Origin of the sequence: Arthrobacter psychrolactophilus (assembly GCF_003219795.1) — a bacterium.
Classification (GTDB): Bacteria; Actinomycetota; Actinomycetes; order Actinomycetales; family Micrococcaceae; genus Specibacter; species Specibacter psychrolactophilus.
Genome location: NZ_QJVC01000002.1, coordinates 456,135 through 471,280, shown reverse-complemented (window position 1 = coordinate 471,280; position 15,146 = coordinate 456,135). Strand labels below are relative to the sequence as shown.

Below are 15,146 nucleotides of genomic sequence, written 5' to 3'. Positions count from 1 at the left end.
CAAAGGAAGCCACCGAAAAACAAGCAGCCTAACCGCTGTCTAACTCACCTTGGTACCGCTTGACTTGAAAAATTCCGCAACCGCGGCAGCCTAGGAAATCAGAACGCTTAACTATGGCATTTAGCGACGCATTCTCTCCGGGATGTGTGAACTTCATTAGGATCCTCACCCAACCGGGTACAAGAAGCTGGCCGGTGAAACTCACGCTTGAAGGATTCGTATTGGCGACCATCGGCCTCTATACGACGGTATTGACGATATTCTGGTCGTCACCGTGCTCCGAGTGGCGCACCGCGGCGAGGTCTACAAATAGCTAACCACCGATTTCGATGTGCCCTCAGAGTTCCTAATCTTTCGTCGATTCTCGGAATCCAGCATCGGATGAACCAGCCCAGCAGAATGGCTAGCTTCTTCCACCCGGCAGAGCCCATTCGCACTGTTCTTCAAGTCGCAGTCGACAGTCCCGCAGGGTTCCTTCGTATGGGACACACGACGTCTTGGACGTGAATCAAACGGACTTGCTGAAGTTGTCTCACTACAGTTGGGTCATTCCATTACATCCCGCGCTTTTCGTGGTCCAACTTCTGTGAGACCGGGAGGTGTCGATCAGGGAAGAAGCGGCCAGTCGCCCTCGATCACGGCTTCTGGATCTTTGACGCGACGCAGATAGGCCTGGAAATCAGCGGCCTGCTCCCGCGCCCAGCCAACTTGTGCGGCATGCAGTTCGTTCAGATCAATCCGCAGGGCACTGTATTTCGCGGCCAGGGCATCGGCCAGGCGCAGCGTGGCCTCGGCGTCGGCGGCCGAGGTGTGAGCGTCCTCAAGGTTGATGCCGTATTCCTCGCACAGGGCCACGAGCGTGCGGCTGCCCTTGCGGAAACGGTCGACGTGCTTATTGCAGATAAAGGGGTCAATGACGGGAGACGCCGTGATCTGCGTGAGTTCGTGCCGGCGAGCCTCGTTGGCCAGGACGGTGAAGTCGTAGCTGGCATTGAAGGCGATAACGGGGATGTCATTGGCGAACAAGGTGGCCAGGACGGCGCCAACCTCTGCCGTGACCTCGTCGGAGGGGCGGCCGTTTTCGCGGGCATGGGCCGTGGAGATGCCGTGGATTGCGGCAGCTTCCTCGGGGATTTCAACTCCGGGATCGGCTAGCCACTCGTAGCTTTCGGCCACGGCACCGCTCTCGTCCACCATCACGATCGAGGCCGTGACGATCCGCGCCGTGCGCGGATCCTTGCCGGTGGTTTCAAGGTCAAATGCGGCACGGGGGTGCATGCTCCAGCTAGTCATTCCATAACGCTACCTGCTGCCATGGACAAAGACGTATCCGGGGCGCATCTGGGCTGCTCAGGCGAACTAGGCTTGAGGCATGCGTGAGCAGTATATTGAAGCAGTTTTGGCGGTAGCGGACTTGATTCCGCCAGCCCGCGTCCTCTCCTATGGGGACATTGCGGCCTTGCTCGAGAATGGTGGACCTCGGCAGGTGGGCGCCGCGATGGCGGCGCAGGGCAGCGACACGCCCTGGTGGCGGGTCATTCGTGCCAGCGGTCAGGCACCACAGGGCCTTGATGCTCAGGCACTGGAACATTACCGCCAAGAGCAGACAGCCCTGCGCGGCGATACCTCTCCCACAGCTGGCCGGACTCCGTCATGGCGGGTTGACATGAAGCTCGCGCGCTGGAACCCCAGCGACACCGAATTTGATCAGATCGACGCCATCGCCGAGAGCCTCCGGGTGCTGGATGGTTCCGACGCCACAATGTCAGAGCCTCATGATGGACTACAAGTATGAGCACGCAAGCAGAGCAGCCGTATTCAGAACAGCCCTTCGCAGAAAAGCCAGGGAAATTCGCGGTGCCGAAGTTGGCGCTGGTGCCACCCGTGGACAGTGTTCGCTCCGCCCCGCAGCTCACGGCCGACCAGCAGGCAGTTGTGGATCTGGAACCCGGCTCGGGCCCGGTCTTGATTTGGGGTGCCCCGGGAACCGGGAAGTCCACAGTTCTCATTGAAGCGTCGGTGCAGCGGATGGATCATCACGGGATCGATCCCGCCGGTGCCCTGCTGCTGGCGCCGTCGCGTCTCGCGGCTGCACGCCTGCGCGATGGTTTTAGCGCCCGGCTGACTCGAAGCCTCAGTACCTCGCCGGCCAGAACCTGGTCCTCCTATGCCTTTGATTTGCTGCGCCGGGCCAAGGTCGAGGGGCGAATGCCACACCTCGATGGCCCGCCGCGCCTCATGAGCGGCCCGGAACAAGACCTGATCATCAGGGATCTGTTGTTGGGGCATCGGCTCGGTCTGGGGTCGGCCCCGCAGTGGCCCGCCGAACTGTCCGACGCCTTAGAAACCCGGGGATTCCGGAAGGAGATCCGCGAGCTCTTTGACCGGGTCATTGAGTATGGGCTGGCTCCGGAAGAACTCGCTGAACTGGGATCTGCCCAGAAGCGCCCGGATTGGGTTGCCGCGGCGTCCCTCTACCAGGAGTACCGCGATGTAGTGGACTGGGGAAAATCGGGTTCCTTTGACCCCGCAGGCATCATCACGGCGGCCACGACCCTGCTGCAGCTGGATCCGGAATTCCTCGCTCAGGAACGTAACCGGCTGTCCTTGATTGTTGTTGACGACATTCAAGAGGCCAATAAATCGGTGCATGAACTCCTTCGGCTCGTGGCTCGCGGCAAGGACGTGCTCGTGGCAGCATCCCCTGACACCGTGGTGCAGGGTTTCCGTGGGGCACGCCCGGATCTCATCGCGTCCCTGGGGGAGACCCTCTCCACGCCCGAACACCCACTGCAACAGTTTTCCCTCAGCGCCTCCCACCGCATGAATCCCGCCCTCGGGGCCGCCTGGCAGGGTGTCGCGGACCGGATCTTCCAGATTCGTGGTGGACACAAGGCGCGTGAACTCCGGTGGCGCAGTGACGTAGCTGAGACGGTAGCGGACGGTGCTGCGGTCAGCGCCCATGTGGTGGCGTCAGAGGTGCACGAGCTGCGTCTCGTGGCGGAGCGCATCTTGCATCTGCAACACCTGGGCGGTCGCGGACTGAACCAGATCGCCGTCATTGTGCGAACAGGTTCGGCGCTCGCGGCTCTGCAACGATATTTAAGTGCGCAGGGGATCGCCGTCAAGGTGCCTGTCGCCGAGAATCCGGTCCGCGACGAGCCCGCCGTACGCCCGCTCCTCGAGGCCTTTGCTGTTGCCTTGGCGCCAGAGAAGCTCGACGCCGAGGCTTGCGTTGCGCTGTTAACCTCACGTCTGGGGCGCTCAACGGCGCTTCATCTGCGCCGTTTGCGGCAGGCACTGCGGCAACAAGAACTGCATGCGGGAGGCGGCCGCGCCAGCGACGAGCTGCTCGTCGAGGCATTGCTCAACCCAGAAAAGCTAGAGCCCTTGGGCTGGGAGGCCGCCAATGCTCGCCGCATTGCAGCCATGCTGGCGGCCGGTCGAGTGGCGGTCGTTGAGGCGGGCGCGAATGCCGAGACGGTCTTGTGGGCGCTGTGGGACGCGTGCGACAGTTCCGGAACCTGGGAGACTCAGGCACTGCGTGGTGGCCCCACAGGGATTCGCGCCGATAGGGATCTCGACGCTGTCATGGCCTTGTTCCAAACGGCCGAACGCTATGTGGACCAGCTGCCCGGTTCTAGCCCACAACAGTTCTTGGACTACCTCATGGACCAGGAACTGCCCATGGATACGCTCGCGGCTCGTGCGCAGCGCACGGACGCCGTGGAGATCTTGACCCCGGCCAGTGCTGCGGGCAGGGAATGGCCCGTGGTGATTGTGGCCGGTCTGCAAGAAGGCGTCTGGCCCAACACTCGCCTGCGAGGTGAATTGCTGGGGAGCCAGCTGCTCGTGGATGTGCTTGAACGGGGGGCGCTCGCGGCCCAGCAGATCGATCCGGCCGCACGACTGCGGGACATCCGGTATGACGAACTCCGCAGCTTTGCTGCCGCCATCTCGCGCGCCAGTGAGCTCTTGATTCTCACAGCAGCCGCGGGGCATGATCTGCAGCCCTCACAATTCCTAGATCTGGCCGCGCCCTATATCCCCGTGACCGATTCCGGCGGCGAATCACAATATCCTGTCCGCCCAGTAGAGCAGGTACCCCGGCCCATGACCTTGCGCTCGCTCGTGGCCGAACTCCGGCAAGAATCGGAGATGCATGCCGAGCCGGAAGCCGCACGCATGCTGGCACTCCTGTCGGAAAACCAGGTGCCCGGGGCTCACCCGAAGCAATGGTGGGGGCTGTTGCCGTTGAGCTCTGACGCCGCGATTGTGGCGCCGGGCGAGCCGGTGGTGGTCTCGCCGTCGAAAGTTGAAGAGGTACTCAAGTCACCCCTGAATTGGTTTATCAAAGCGGCCGGAGGCGAAGCGACGACGGACTTTGCGCGCAGCCTCGGAACGCTCATCCATGGCATCGCCCAAGACATCCCCAACGGCGCCGGACATGAATACCTGGCCGAGCTGGATAAACGCTGGCCGTCGCTCGGGCTTCCTGAGTCGTGGGAGAGCGATGTGGACTACAAACGTGCTCAGGAGATGCTGGGCAAGCTGGCGCAGTACGTCATCGACGCCCGGCAACAGGGACGCACCTTGATCGGTGTCGAGGAGAACTTCACGACCGATCTAGGTGAATTACCTGAGGGAGATCACGTGGTCCGGCTGCGTGGGCAGGTGGACCGGCTTGAGGCTGATTCCCAAGGAAATCTGATTGTTGTTGACCTCAAGACCGGGCGTACCAAACCCACCAAGGATCAGGTGGCCGAGCATCCGCAGCTGGGTGCCTACCAAGTAGCCGTGAGCGCGGGAGGCTTCGAGGAGCAGGCCGCCGCTGCGGGCTTTGCCGGAGCCGTCTCCGGCGGGGCCGCGCTACTGCCGCTCGGCGATGGCACCAAGAGCGTGAAAACACAGGACCAGGCGGCCATGGTGGCTGGCAGCGATAACGATCCCACCCGCAAAGTCATGGAGGCGGCCCTGCTCATGGCCCAGGCGGTTTTCCCCGCCCGTCACGGGGCCGATTGGTCCGAACGTAATGGCTGCCCCCTGCCCACCATCTGTCCGCTGTGCCCGGAAGGGAAACAAATCACCGAATGAGTACCTCTGAGCAAGTGAGCACTGAAGCGTCGGAAGCATCCGAGGTCCCGGACTCGAGCCAGGCGCCGGAGCGGCCCGTCTTGAGTCCCTACGAGCTGGCCGAGCTTTTGGAACAGCGCCCGCCCACCCCTGAACAGGCCGCGATTATCTGCTCGCCGCTGGAGCCATTGCTGGTCATTGCCGGTGCCGGATCGGGCAAGACCACCACGATGGCCGACCGTGTTGTGTGGCTCGTGGCCAATGGTTTGGTCCTGCCCGAGGAGATCCTCGGCGTCACCTTCACTCGAAAAGCGGCCGGAGAATTAGCCTCACGCATTCGCGGGCAGCTGGCTAAACTCGGCACGCTGGCCCGCTCGGGGCTCGTGGAGCTGGCCCCCGCCGCAGCGGCCCGGGATGCCTTGGAGCCCAAGGTTTCCACCTACCATTCCTACGCGAGTGGCATCGTGACGGATTATGGCTTGCGCTTGGGAATCGAACGCGACGCCATCGTCATGGGCTCCGCCGATGCCTGGCAGCTGGCCAGCCACGTGGTGGAAGCCCACGATGGCGCTCACGAGCACTTCACGGCGGCCAAGTCCACGCTGATTCAATCCGTCATGGACCTGGCAGGGGAGTGCGCCGAACACCTGCAAGAACCCGAGCAGGTCATCGCCACGATCGAAGAGTATCTGGCAAGTTTTGAGGCCCTGCCTTATATCGCCGAGACCGTGAAGCCGCGGACGGCAGCCGTCACCAAACAGCTGGACGTTCTGCGAACGCGTGCCTCCGTGGCCGCCCTGGTGCAGAAGTATGCCGAGGCCAAGCGCCGCCGCAACGTCCTCGACTACGGAGACCTGGTGGCCCTGGCTGCCCGAATTGCGCGCGATGTTCCGCATGCTGCCGAGATGGAACGCCAACGCTTCAAGGTGGTGTTGCTGGATGAATTCCAGGACACCTCGCACGCCCAGCTGCAGCTCTTCGCCGAGCTCTTCGGCGCCGGTCACCCGGTCACGGCTGTAGGCGATCCGCACCAGTCCATCTATGGTTTCCGTGGCGCCTCGGCCGGTCAGCTCTTCCGCTTCCCCGAGATCTTTCTCAAGCACGACGGCGCCTATGCCGGAACTGCCGAACTCACCATTGCGTGGCGCAACTCCGCACATATTCTGGCCGCTGCCAACGTCATGTCGGCCGAGCTGACGGCCGCACAAACGCGCAAGGCCAATGCCAGGCTCGCCGCCGGGCTCACCGAGTCCGAGCGGGCGGCCGCCGGTCCCCGGGTGGTCGTCTCGCCGTTGCGCGAGAAGCCCCATGCACCGGACGGGGAGGTGGTGCTGGCCCGTTACGAGACCGAACTCGATGAAGCCGAGGCCATCGCCGCCGAAATTCTCGACCGCAAAGGCGACTTCACTCACCGTACCGGAGCCCAAGGTGCCATGACGCTGGCTGTCTTGTGCCGCCGTCGTGCGCAGTTTTCAAAGCTGCAATCTGTCTTTGAGGCGCGGGGTATTCCCTATGAAATTGTCGGGCTGAGCGGGCTGCTCGGAACCCCGGAAATCGTTGATCTCGTGGCAACGCTGCGGGTAATTGCCGATCCCGGGCGTTCGGATGCCCTGATGCGTCTGCTCACGGGGGCACGGTGGCGGATTGGGCCGGCGGATTTGATGGCCTTTGCCGATTGGGCCCGGCACTTGGCACGCCGTCGCAGCTGGGCTGCGAAACATCGGGTGGGCTTTGATGCCGCCGCGCTGCATGCAGAGGGTGGAGAGTCGCCGCAGGAGACGCCCGATGCCCCCGTTGTGACAGCCGATCTGGTCGATGCCTCCTCGCTGATCGAGGCGCTGGATTATCTGAGCCCCGACTATTGGCCCGAGGGCTGCCGACCGCTGAGCGATGTCGCCCGCACCCGGCTCCTGGCGCTGCGCGATGAGCTGCGCGTGCTGCGGACCTTTGTGGGCGAGGACCTGGCGAACCTGCTCGGCGTCGTGGAGAAGACCATGCTCCTGGACATTGAGTTGGCCGCCAAACCCGGCTCCAGCATTCACCATGCCAGGCGTCATCTGGACGCCTTTGCCGATGCCGCCGCAACGTTTATGCAGGCCGCTCAGCGCGTAGATCTGGATGCTTTTCTCGCGTGGCTGGAAACTGCGGAATCCGAGGAGGGCGGGCTGGAGATGTCGCCGGTGGAAAGCAACCCCGACGCTGTTGCCCTGCTGACCGTGCACGCCTCGAAGGGGCTTGAATGGGATGTGGTCTTTGTGCCGGGCATGAATGCCGGAGCGTTCCCCAGCGCCCGCGCGGACCGGTGGAGCACGGGTGCTAAATCGCTGCCGTGGCCCCTGCGCGGGGATCGCGATGATCTGCCCGAGTGGGATATGAACGTGCCGGATCTCAAGTCATTGATGGATAACGAGAAGCTCTTCGCCGACGATGTTTTGCTGCATGCCGAAGAAGAGGAACGACGCCTGGCCTATGTCGCCTTCACTCGAGCCCGCGACTATCTCATGTGCTCTACGACGGTGTGGGGAAGCGGAAAGAAGCCACTGGAACCATCGCCTTTCCTCGACGAGTTGCTCCCGCTGACCGAGGGTGCACACCAGACGGCGGCCCTGGGACTGTGGCGAGAAGATCCGGAAGAAGACGCGGTCAACCCCATCAGCGCGGGTGCCGAAAGCGCACCCTGGCCCTACGATCCACTCAACGGGCCAGAGATTGCAGGCCGTGCCGGTGTGGCGCAGCGGATCGGACGCCGGGAGAACTCCGAACGTTCCGCGGCCGCCGTCCTCGCCTCGGTTGCTGAGTTCCAAGAACAGGAAATCTCCGCAGGGACTGCGGAATTCCTGGCCCAGAATCCTCGCTGGGGTACGGAAGCCTCGGTCCTGTTGGCCCAAGACAAGATCGAAACGGAACAGCTGAGGGTGGAACTGCCCCCGCATATTTCCGCCTCACGGCTCGTGGCCTTGGGCGAGGACCCCGATAAGGTTACGCGTGCCATGCGCCGACCCGTGCCCACGAAGCCGGGTATGGCGGCTCGTAAGGGAACGGCGTTCCACGCCTGGATCGAAGAGTTCTTTGCCACCACCGGACAGCTCGACTTTGACGAAGAGCCGGGTGCCGACGCTTATGTCGACGAGGCGTATGGCCTGGCCGATATGCAGGAGACCTTTAAAAACTCCGATTGGGCCGCGAGAATCCCCGCCGATCTTGAGGTACCCATTGAAACCCGCGTGGCCGAGGTGGTTGTGCGTGGCCGTATCGACGCGGTGTTCCGCGACCCCGATGGTGTGTGGGATCTGATCGACTGGAAGACCGGCAAGGTACCCAGCAAGGCGCAGCTGGCCGTACGCGGCGTGCAGCTGGCCGTGTACCGCTTGGCCTGGTCACGCTTGAAGGGCGTGCCGCTGGATCAGGTGCGTGCAGCGTTTTACTACGTGGGGCAGGACAAGTTGATCCGGCCCGTGGATCTCGCCGGGCAGGAGGAACTCGAGGCGATCGTGCGGAATGCCTACACAGCGTAGCTCGTGAGGGAGGACCGCGGGGGATCAGTCCTTTTTGAAAGGGATGACCTTGAGCGCTGTTGTGTCGAGTTCGTTGGCGGCAGGCGTATCGCTTGACGGCTCCTCGGTGGCGTCCTCGGTTGCAGCGTCGTCGGAATCGCTCGCGTCGTCCGCAGAGTCTGTGGCGCTGTCCTCGACGCTGACAGCGTCGGTGGCCTCGGCGTCGTCCGCTTCGAGTGCCTTGACGGCCTCCGGAACGATCGTGATAGCGTCCGTTGCATCCGGCACCGGGCTGACAGAAACCGCGGATGGCACCGCTGCGGGGGTGGAGGGAGTAGTGTCGGGGGCCTTGGCGGGTGCGGGCGGAACCACGGTGGGCTCCACGCTGATGGGCTGACCGCCATGCTCGGCGATATCGGCCTCGAGGGTCTTGAGCATGGACTCGGCGTCCTCCACCATACGGGCGCTATCGGCGGCGTAACCCTTGACGAGCCACTGAGCCAGCGCAAACTCGGCGCTCAGGGCGGCGCGGCGGAGCAGATGGGGGTCCGGGGTTTCGTGGCGGGCCGCGGCATAGGCCTGCATGACCGTGTCAACAAAATTGGCGTCGTTGACGGCCACCAGCCAGGCAAAATCATCGGCAGGGTCGCCAATGCGCAGATCGGTCCAGCCAATAACGGCCGTGACCTTGTCCTTCTCCAACAAGATGTTGTCCTCGTGGAGATCGCCATGCACCACGCAGGGGTTGAAACGCCAAAGCGTCACATCCTCCATGGCGTGTTCCCAGCGACGCAACAACGACGGGGGAATCTTGCCCGTGGTGGCCGACTGATCAAGCTCATTGAGCTTACGCTGTCGGAATTCGTTCGCCGTGTAGCTGGGCAGATCAGAATTCGTGACGAGTTCCTGCGGCAAATCATGAATTGCGGCAATCGCGGCGCCAATCTCCAGCGCGAGCGCAGCGGTGCCTGAGGCAAGCCGCTCCACGGTTTCGGCCTGGCCGGCGATGTGTGAGTATACAAAAGTGATCAGCTCACCCTGACGCACGGTTCCGGCGACGGACGGCAGAAGGAAGGGCAATTCGGCCCGGATCGCGGGAGAGAAGGCTCGCAGAACTTGGCGCTCGGTCTCGAGTCGGGTGCTGGCTTCGGGGTGCCGCGGTGAGCGTACTCGCCAGCGGCGATTTTCGGCGTCAACAAGCATCGCCGAGCAGAAATCAGCCGTGTCATCAGGCTCCGGCCCGAACGCTGTGACATTAAGTCCGGGCACGGCGGCGCTGGCGATCGCGGCCAATTCGATTGCAGTCATTCTTCTCACCCCTCCACCGTAGAACGCCAATGCCTTAACCCCGTGCCGCTGGGGCGGCGAGTCGCAAGAACTCCTTGGCCCGGATCTAGCGCAACGCCTCCCCGCGCGTGTGCGCCGGCGGCGGAAGTTGTCCACAATCACGGCCGCTGGAATGTAAAAATCGCTCCCCGATGCGTACGGTAGAAACATGACCATTCTCAGCCCGTCCCCCGAAACCTTGCTCGATCGCCAGTGCGAACAACGCAGCGAACTGGGGTATCTGGAGACGATGCTGGAATCGAGTGCCCGTCGCGTTGTGATCTTCCACCGCGGCAAGGCCCTCATGAGCGGTGGCGCGCTGGGATATTTCGACCCCGCAACGCTTCCCGCTGTGCCCCCGGCGGGCACCATTTCTGTGTACCTAGCCAAGACCCTTGAAGGGCACGGGTTGCCGTCCGGCACCGATGTGCTCCTGCAAGTTCTCCCTTACGACGCCGGCGACCTCGCCTGGGTGCCGGCAGACGCCGAATTTTCCGGGTACCGGGACGTGGCGAGTTCCTTGAGCGCTGGCGATGTTGAAATCTTCATCGAGGCGCAAGCCGTCGCGAACTGGCACGCCACGCACACCTTCTGCCCGCGCTGTGGCACCCTCACCGAATCGCTGAGCTCGGGCTGGATGCGCCGCTGCCCGAAGGACGGCTCGGAGCATTTTCCGCGCACCGATCCGGCCGTTATTGTGGCCATCGTGGGCCCGGATGACAAGATCTTGTTGGCCAATAACTTTGCGTGGCCCGAAAATAAGTACTCCACCGTTGCGGGCTTTGTTGAGGCAGGGGAGAGCGGTGAGCGTGCCGCCGTGCGTGAAATTGCCGAAGAGGTCGGTGTCGTGCTCGAATCGCTGAGCTATGTCGACTCACAAGCCTGGCCTTTCCCTCGCTCCTTGATGCTTGGCTACATGGGATACACCTCCTCATCCGTGTCTACACCGGACAGGGTCGAGGTGCGAGCTACCCGCTGGTTCAGCCGGGAAGAGCTGCAGGCCGAGGTCCTCAGCGGCCGTGCCAGCATTCCTGGCCGCCTCTCGATCGCCCGTGAACTCGTGGAACGCTGGTACGGCGGACGCATCGTGGAAGCCGACGATTCCGATGCCGCCGAGTTGATTGCCTCTGGCGCGACGGCATGAGTTTCGATCCACAACAGTCGGGCCTGCCGGTGATGGATGAACGCACCGCGGAGGAGCGCATCCTGGCAGGTCTGGATGATGAACAACGTGCCGTAGCAACCACCCTGAATGGTCCGCTCTGCGTTTTGGCCGGAGCCGGTACGGGCAAAACCCGTGCCATCACGCACCGCATTGCCTACGGTGTGCACACAGGTGTTTACAACCCCAACCGGCTGCTGGCCGTGACCTTCACCGCCCGGGCGGCAGCTGAGATGCGGACCCGCTTGCGTGATCTGGGCGTTGGTACCGTGCAGGCCCGGACGTTCCACGCAGCCGCCCTGCGTCAACTGCAGTACTTTTGGCCGCACGCCGTCGGAGGTCAGCTGCCTGGGCTGCTCGACTACAAGGCACAAATCATTGCCGAGGCTGCACGTCGCCTGCGCCTACCCACCGACCGGGCCGCCGTCCGCGACCTTGCCGCCGAAATTGAATGGGCCAAGGTGTCGATGCTGACGCCGGAAACGTACCTGCTCAAGGCCGAGGACCGTGGCGAACCCGGAGGTCTCGACAAGGTCGCCGTGGGCCGCTTGTTCCAGGCCTACGAAGACGTCAAAGCCGATCGAAACCTCATTGACTTTGAGGACGTCCTGCTCATCACCGTCGGTATTTTGCAGGAAGATCCGCGCGTTGCCGCGACCGTGAGAGATCAGTACCGGCACTTTGTGGTTGATGAGTATCAGGATGTGTCCCCGCTCCAGCAGCGCATGCTTGATTTGTGGCTGGGCGGGCGGGATGAGTTGTGCGTCGTGGGCGATGCAAGTCAGACCATTTACTCCTTTACGGGTGCAACGCCACGGCATTTGCTCGACTTCCCCAAGCGCTATCCCGAGGCTAATGTGGTCAAGCTCGTGCGCGACTACCGCTCCACCCCGCAGGTTGTGGGCTTGGCGAACTCCCTGTTGGGTAACCGGCGAAGCGGGGGACTCAGCGCTGATGCGCTCTGGTCCAAACCCCTAGAACTCATCGCCCAACGCCCCAACGGTCCGGCCTCCGAGTTCTTAGAATGCAGCGACGACGAGGCCGAGGCAGCAGCCGTGGCCTCACGCATCAAGGCATTGATGGCCAACGGCACCCAGGCCAGCGAAATAGCCGTGCTCTTTAGGACCAATGGGCAGTCCGAAGCCTACGAGCAGGCACTGACGGCAGCCAATGTTGGGTATCAACTGCGTGGCGGGGAGCGCTTCTTTGCGCGCAAGGAAGTCCGCGACGCCATGCTGCAGCTCCGGGCAGCCTCCCGTGCAGCCGAGGACGAAGCCCTGGGTCAGTTGGTCCGCGATGTGCTGCACAACCTGGGCTACCAGGAAGAAGCACCCAAGACCGGCGGTGCCGTCCGCGAGCGGTGGGAATCGCTCTCGGCCATTGTTGCCCTGGCTGATGAACTCGTGGTTTCCCGCAGCACACCGGAGCACACCTTTACGCTCATTGACTTTGTTGCCGAGCTCCAGGACCGCGCAACAGCCCAGCATGCACCCACGGTGCAGGGTGTTACGCTGGCCTCTTTGCACTCGGCCAAGGGCCTGGAATGGGATGCCGTCTTCCTCGTGGGGTTGAGCGAGGGACTCATGCCGATCTCCTTCGCGGACACCCCTGAGACCGTCGATGAGGAACGCCGCCTGCTCTATGTGGGTATCACGCGTGCCAGGGAATTCTTGAACTTCTCCTGGTCCACGGCACGTACCCCCGGAGGGCGCGCCAACCGTAGGCCCTCGAGGTTCCTCGATGGCTTGCGCCCCAACACCTCGGCCAGCGCCCCGGCGTCGGCCCGCCTGCCCGGAACCAAGAAGTCCCGTAAGGCTGTGGGACCCTCCGTGTGCCGAGTCTGTGGGAAGATCTTGAGCACAGGAGCCGAACGCAAGACTGGCCGTTGCGCCGACTGCCCGCCCGGCTACGACGAGGCCGTCTTTGAGGAACTGCGGGAATGGCGATTGGGTGAGGCCACAAGCGCCAACGTTCCGGCTTTCGTGGTGTTCACCGATGCCACCTTGATGGCTATCGCCGAGGCCGCACCGCAGGACCTCGACGCACTAGCGGCCCTGCCCGGGGTTGGTCCCTCGAAGCTGGAGCGTTACGGAGAGGACGTCTTGGATATTGTCGCCAACGGCTGATCCTGCCACTGACAGCCACAGTCAGGATGCGGGGCGAACTCTTGCCGCGTCCACCGGCCAGTCCCTGAATGAAAGGTCATGACGGCCGAGTAACTCCCCGGTTGATTGACGGCATCTAGAAACAATAAGGCATGAGCTGCCGCCATGCCAGCCAGGGTTGTCGCCAAGGCAACACTCTCCAGCGAGGCAGGATGACGAGCAGGGGAGGCGCCAGCTTCGGGGGATTCCTGCCATCCCACGTGCTGCACCCCGAGATGGCGTTCCACGCAGTCGGCGCACGCGGTTTCGCCAGGGATGACAAAGGGTCCCAACCGCCCATCCTGTTCTCGGAGGACCACAAAGAGATGCGGCCGCTCCACGGCAAGGAAACGCGCCGCGGTGTCCTGTGAGACGGTGTCGTGGCTGGTCACAATGGCAAGATCAAGGCACCGCGGATCAGGACCACCGTTCCCTCCCGTATGCAGCACATGGGCGTTGGCCAGCGGATCGATGCGCAGCAGACGGCGCCGTACCGCCAGCGAGCGAGCCAGCCCCAGATCGCTGATCTTGAATGACCCCGGGCCCACATCACTGGGACCCACCGGCCGATCATCCTCAAGCAACAAGGTGCCCACCCCGGCACCTACGAGCGTCGCGGCTAGCGCTGCACCTGTGCGCCCCAAACCGACAAGATGCACGACGGCGTGCTCCCGCCGGCTCATGAAGATCCGGCACGGCTTCTGATGCAGACCGAGCAACGCCACATGATCGGGAAGCAGCCGCTCGGCCCGGAAACCCTCCGCATGCAGTTCCTCATCAGGGAAGAGCTGCCCGGCCAGCATGGAGCAGATCTCCTCGGCGCGGGCAGAACCGAGCCCTAAGGCAGCGGCCTGCTCCTTCACGAGCGGATCGGCAATTCCTTGGCGCAGTGCATCGACGAAGCTGATGTCAGCGGCTTGGAGCCCGTCGAGAATGATGCCGCCTGGACCCAGCCCGATCTGGACACTGGAGGCACTCAGGCGCACCATGCGAAGGCCCGGATTGATGATGCTCATGGCACCCTCCTGAACTAAAGACGATAGTCATCTGCCCCTCTTTGATCTTGGCACTAAATCGCATTTCGTGCGTGAAGTTATCCACAGGGGCAGGTTATCCACAATGACGGGGCGCAGATTCGAATCAGGCCTCAGGATCGTTGTACCGTCAGAGTATGGCAGCAACAAAAGCACCGCGTCCTGGAACCATTGGGCGAGGAACTCCCGGGCCACTGGGCGATTCCATCTCCGCCCACACCCTCAGCACGGGAGAGCCCGTCATTGTCAGGCGCACGAATCGCCGCAAGAGCGGACTATCGGCGTTCTTTGAAAGTGGCCGGGCGGTCATCGCCGTTCCGGCCCGCCTGAGCGTGGAAGATGAAAGTTATTGGGTCCCGCATATGGTGGCCAAACTTGAACAAGGCGCCAAGCAACAGCGCGGCCGCCGGGGGATACCCACCAGTGACGCCGCGCTCATGGAACGTGCCACTTTGTTATCGGCACGGTATCTGCGCTCGCAGGCTGCCCCCGAGTCAGTCCGCTGGGTGACAAACCAGAATAGTCGCTGGGGATCGGCAACTCCGGCGCGGAAGTCGATTCGGATTTCGCATCATGTTCAGGGGATGCCAGATTGGGTCGTGGACTATGTGCTGTTGCATGAGCTCTCGCACCTGATCCATCCTGACCACAGCCCAGCCTTTTGGGCCCAAATGGCCGGATTTCCGCATCTGGAACGAGCCAAGGCCTTCCTAGAAGGCGCCTCTTTTGCCGCCGCACGAAACTTCAGCGGTGCCACTGACATCGACGACGTGGAGCAGTAGCTGCTCATCTTGGATGGCAACCCCTGCGAACTTTTCTATGGGTGCTCATTCCGGTGTCCTCAACCCGTAAGCGGAAACGCCAGTGGGACGGGTTATCTCCTTCGGTTGTGGCCACTCAGTCATTGAACCTC

9 protein-coding genes are annotated in these 15,146 nt (G+C 62.9%); 6 read left to right on the top strand and 3 right to left on the bottom strand.

Annotated features, from left to right (window positions below; translation table 11 throughout):
* Positions 1-606: 606 nt before the first annotated feature.
* Positions 607-1,293 (bottom strand): 3'-5' exonuclease, encoded by a 687-nt coding sequence (locus CVS30_RS04460; protein ID WP_110484085.1) that lies wholly within the window; start codon positions 1,291-1,293, stop codon positions 607-609.
* A gap of 79 nt (positions 1,294-1,372) precedes the next feature.
* On the opposite strand from CVS30_RS04460, the gene CVS30_RS04455 reads away from it, so the two are divergent.
* The 3 genes from CVS30_RS04455 to CVS30_RS04445 are packed head-to-tail and all read left to right on the top strand — an operon-like array spanning position 1,373 to position 8,588.
* Positions 1,373-1,795, top strand: a complete 423-nt coding sequence (locus tag CVS30_RS04455) for an MGMT family protein (RefSeq protein ID WP_110484084.1) — start codon at positions 1,373-1,375, stop codon at positions 1,793-1,795.
* Entirely contained in the window at positions 1,792-5,094 is a 3,303-nt protein-coding gene (locus tag CVS30_RS04450) for an ATP-dependent helicase (protein ID WP_110484083.1), read from the top strand. The genes CVS30_RS04455 and CVS30_RS04450 overlap by 4 nt, the downstream gene beginning before the upstream one ends.
* The gene (locus CVS30_RS04445) at positions 5,091-8,588 is read left to right on the top strand and encodes an ATP-dependent helicase (protein WP_110484082.1); all 3,498 of its coding nucleotides are present in this window, start codon (positions 5,091-5,093) and stop codon (positions 8,586-8,588) included. The genes CVS30_RS04450 and CVS30_RS04445 overlap by 4 nt, the downstream gene beginning before the upstream one ends.
* 24 nt (positions 8,589-8,612) lie before the next feature.
* On the opposite strand, the gene CVS30_RS04440 is transcribed toward CVS30_RS04445, so the two are convergent.
* A complete protein-coding gene (locus CVS30_RS04440; RefSeq protein WP_110484081.1) occupies positions 8,613-9,875 on the bottom strand; it encodes a macrolide 2'-phosphotransferase in 1,263 nt (420 codons plus the stop codon).
* Between the two features lie 187 nt (positions 9,876-10,062).
* On the opposite strand from CVS30_RS04440, the gene nudC reads away from it, so the two are divergent.
* Both nudC and CVS30_RS04430 read left to right on the top strand, forming a co-directional pair.
* Positions 10,063-11,037 (top strand): NAD(+) diphosphatase, encoded by a 975-nt coding sequence (nudC, locus tag CVS30_RS04435; RefSeq protein WP_110484080.1) that lies wholly within the window; start codon positions 10,063-10,065, stop codon positions 11,035-11,037.
* Positions 11,034-13,181 carry an ATP-dependent DNA helicase UvrD2 gene (locus CVS30_RS04430; RefSeq protein WP_245934428.1) on the top strand — a complete coding sequence of 716 codons (2,148 nt, stop codon included), beginning with the start codon at positions 11,034-11,036 and terminating at the stop codon, positions 13,179-13,181. Before nudC ends, CVS30_RS04430 begins: the two co-directional genes overlap by 4 nt.
* Here the strand turns inward: CVS30_RS04430 and CVS30_RS04425 are convergent.
* A complete protein-coding gene (locus CVS30_RS04425) occupies positions 13,142-14,215 on the bottom strand; it encodes a TOMM precursor leader peptide-binding protein (protein ID WP_110484078.1) in 1,074 nt (357 codons plus the stop codon). The genes CVS30_RS04430 and CVS30_RS04425 overlap by 40 nt on opposite strands.
* Before the next feature lie 155 nt (positions 14,216-14,370).
* On the opposite strand from CVS30_RS04425, the gene CVS30_RS04420 reads away from it, so the two are divergent.
* The gene (locus tag CVS30_RS04420; RefSeq protein ID WP_110484077.1) at positions 14,371-15,015 is read left to right on the top strand and encodes a M48 metallopeptidase family protein; all 645 of its coding nucleotides are present in this window, start codon (positions 14,371-14,373) and stop codon (positions 15,013-15,015) included.
* Positions 15,016-15,146: the final 131 nt, after the last annotated feature.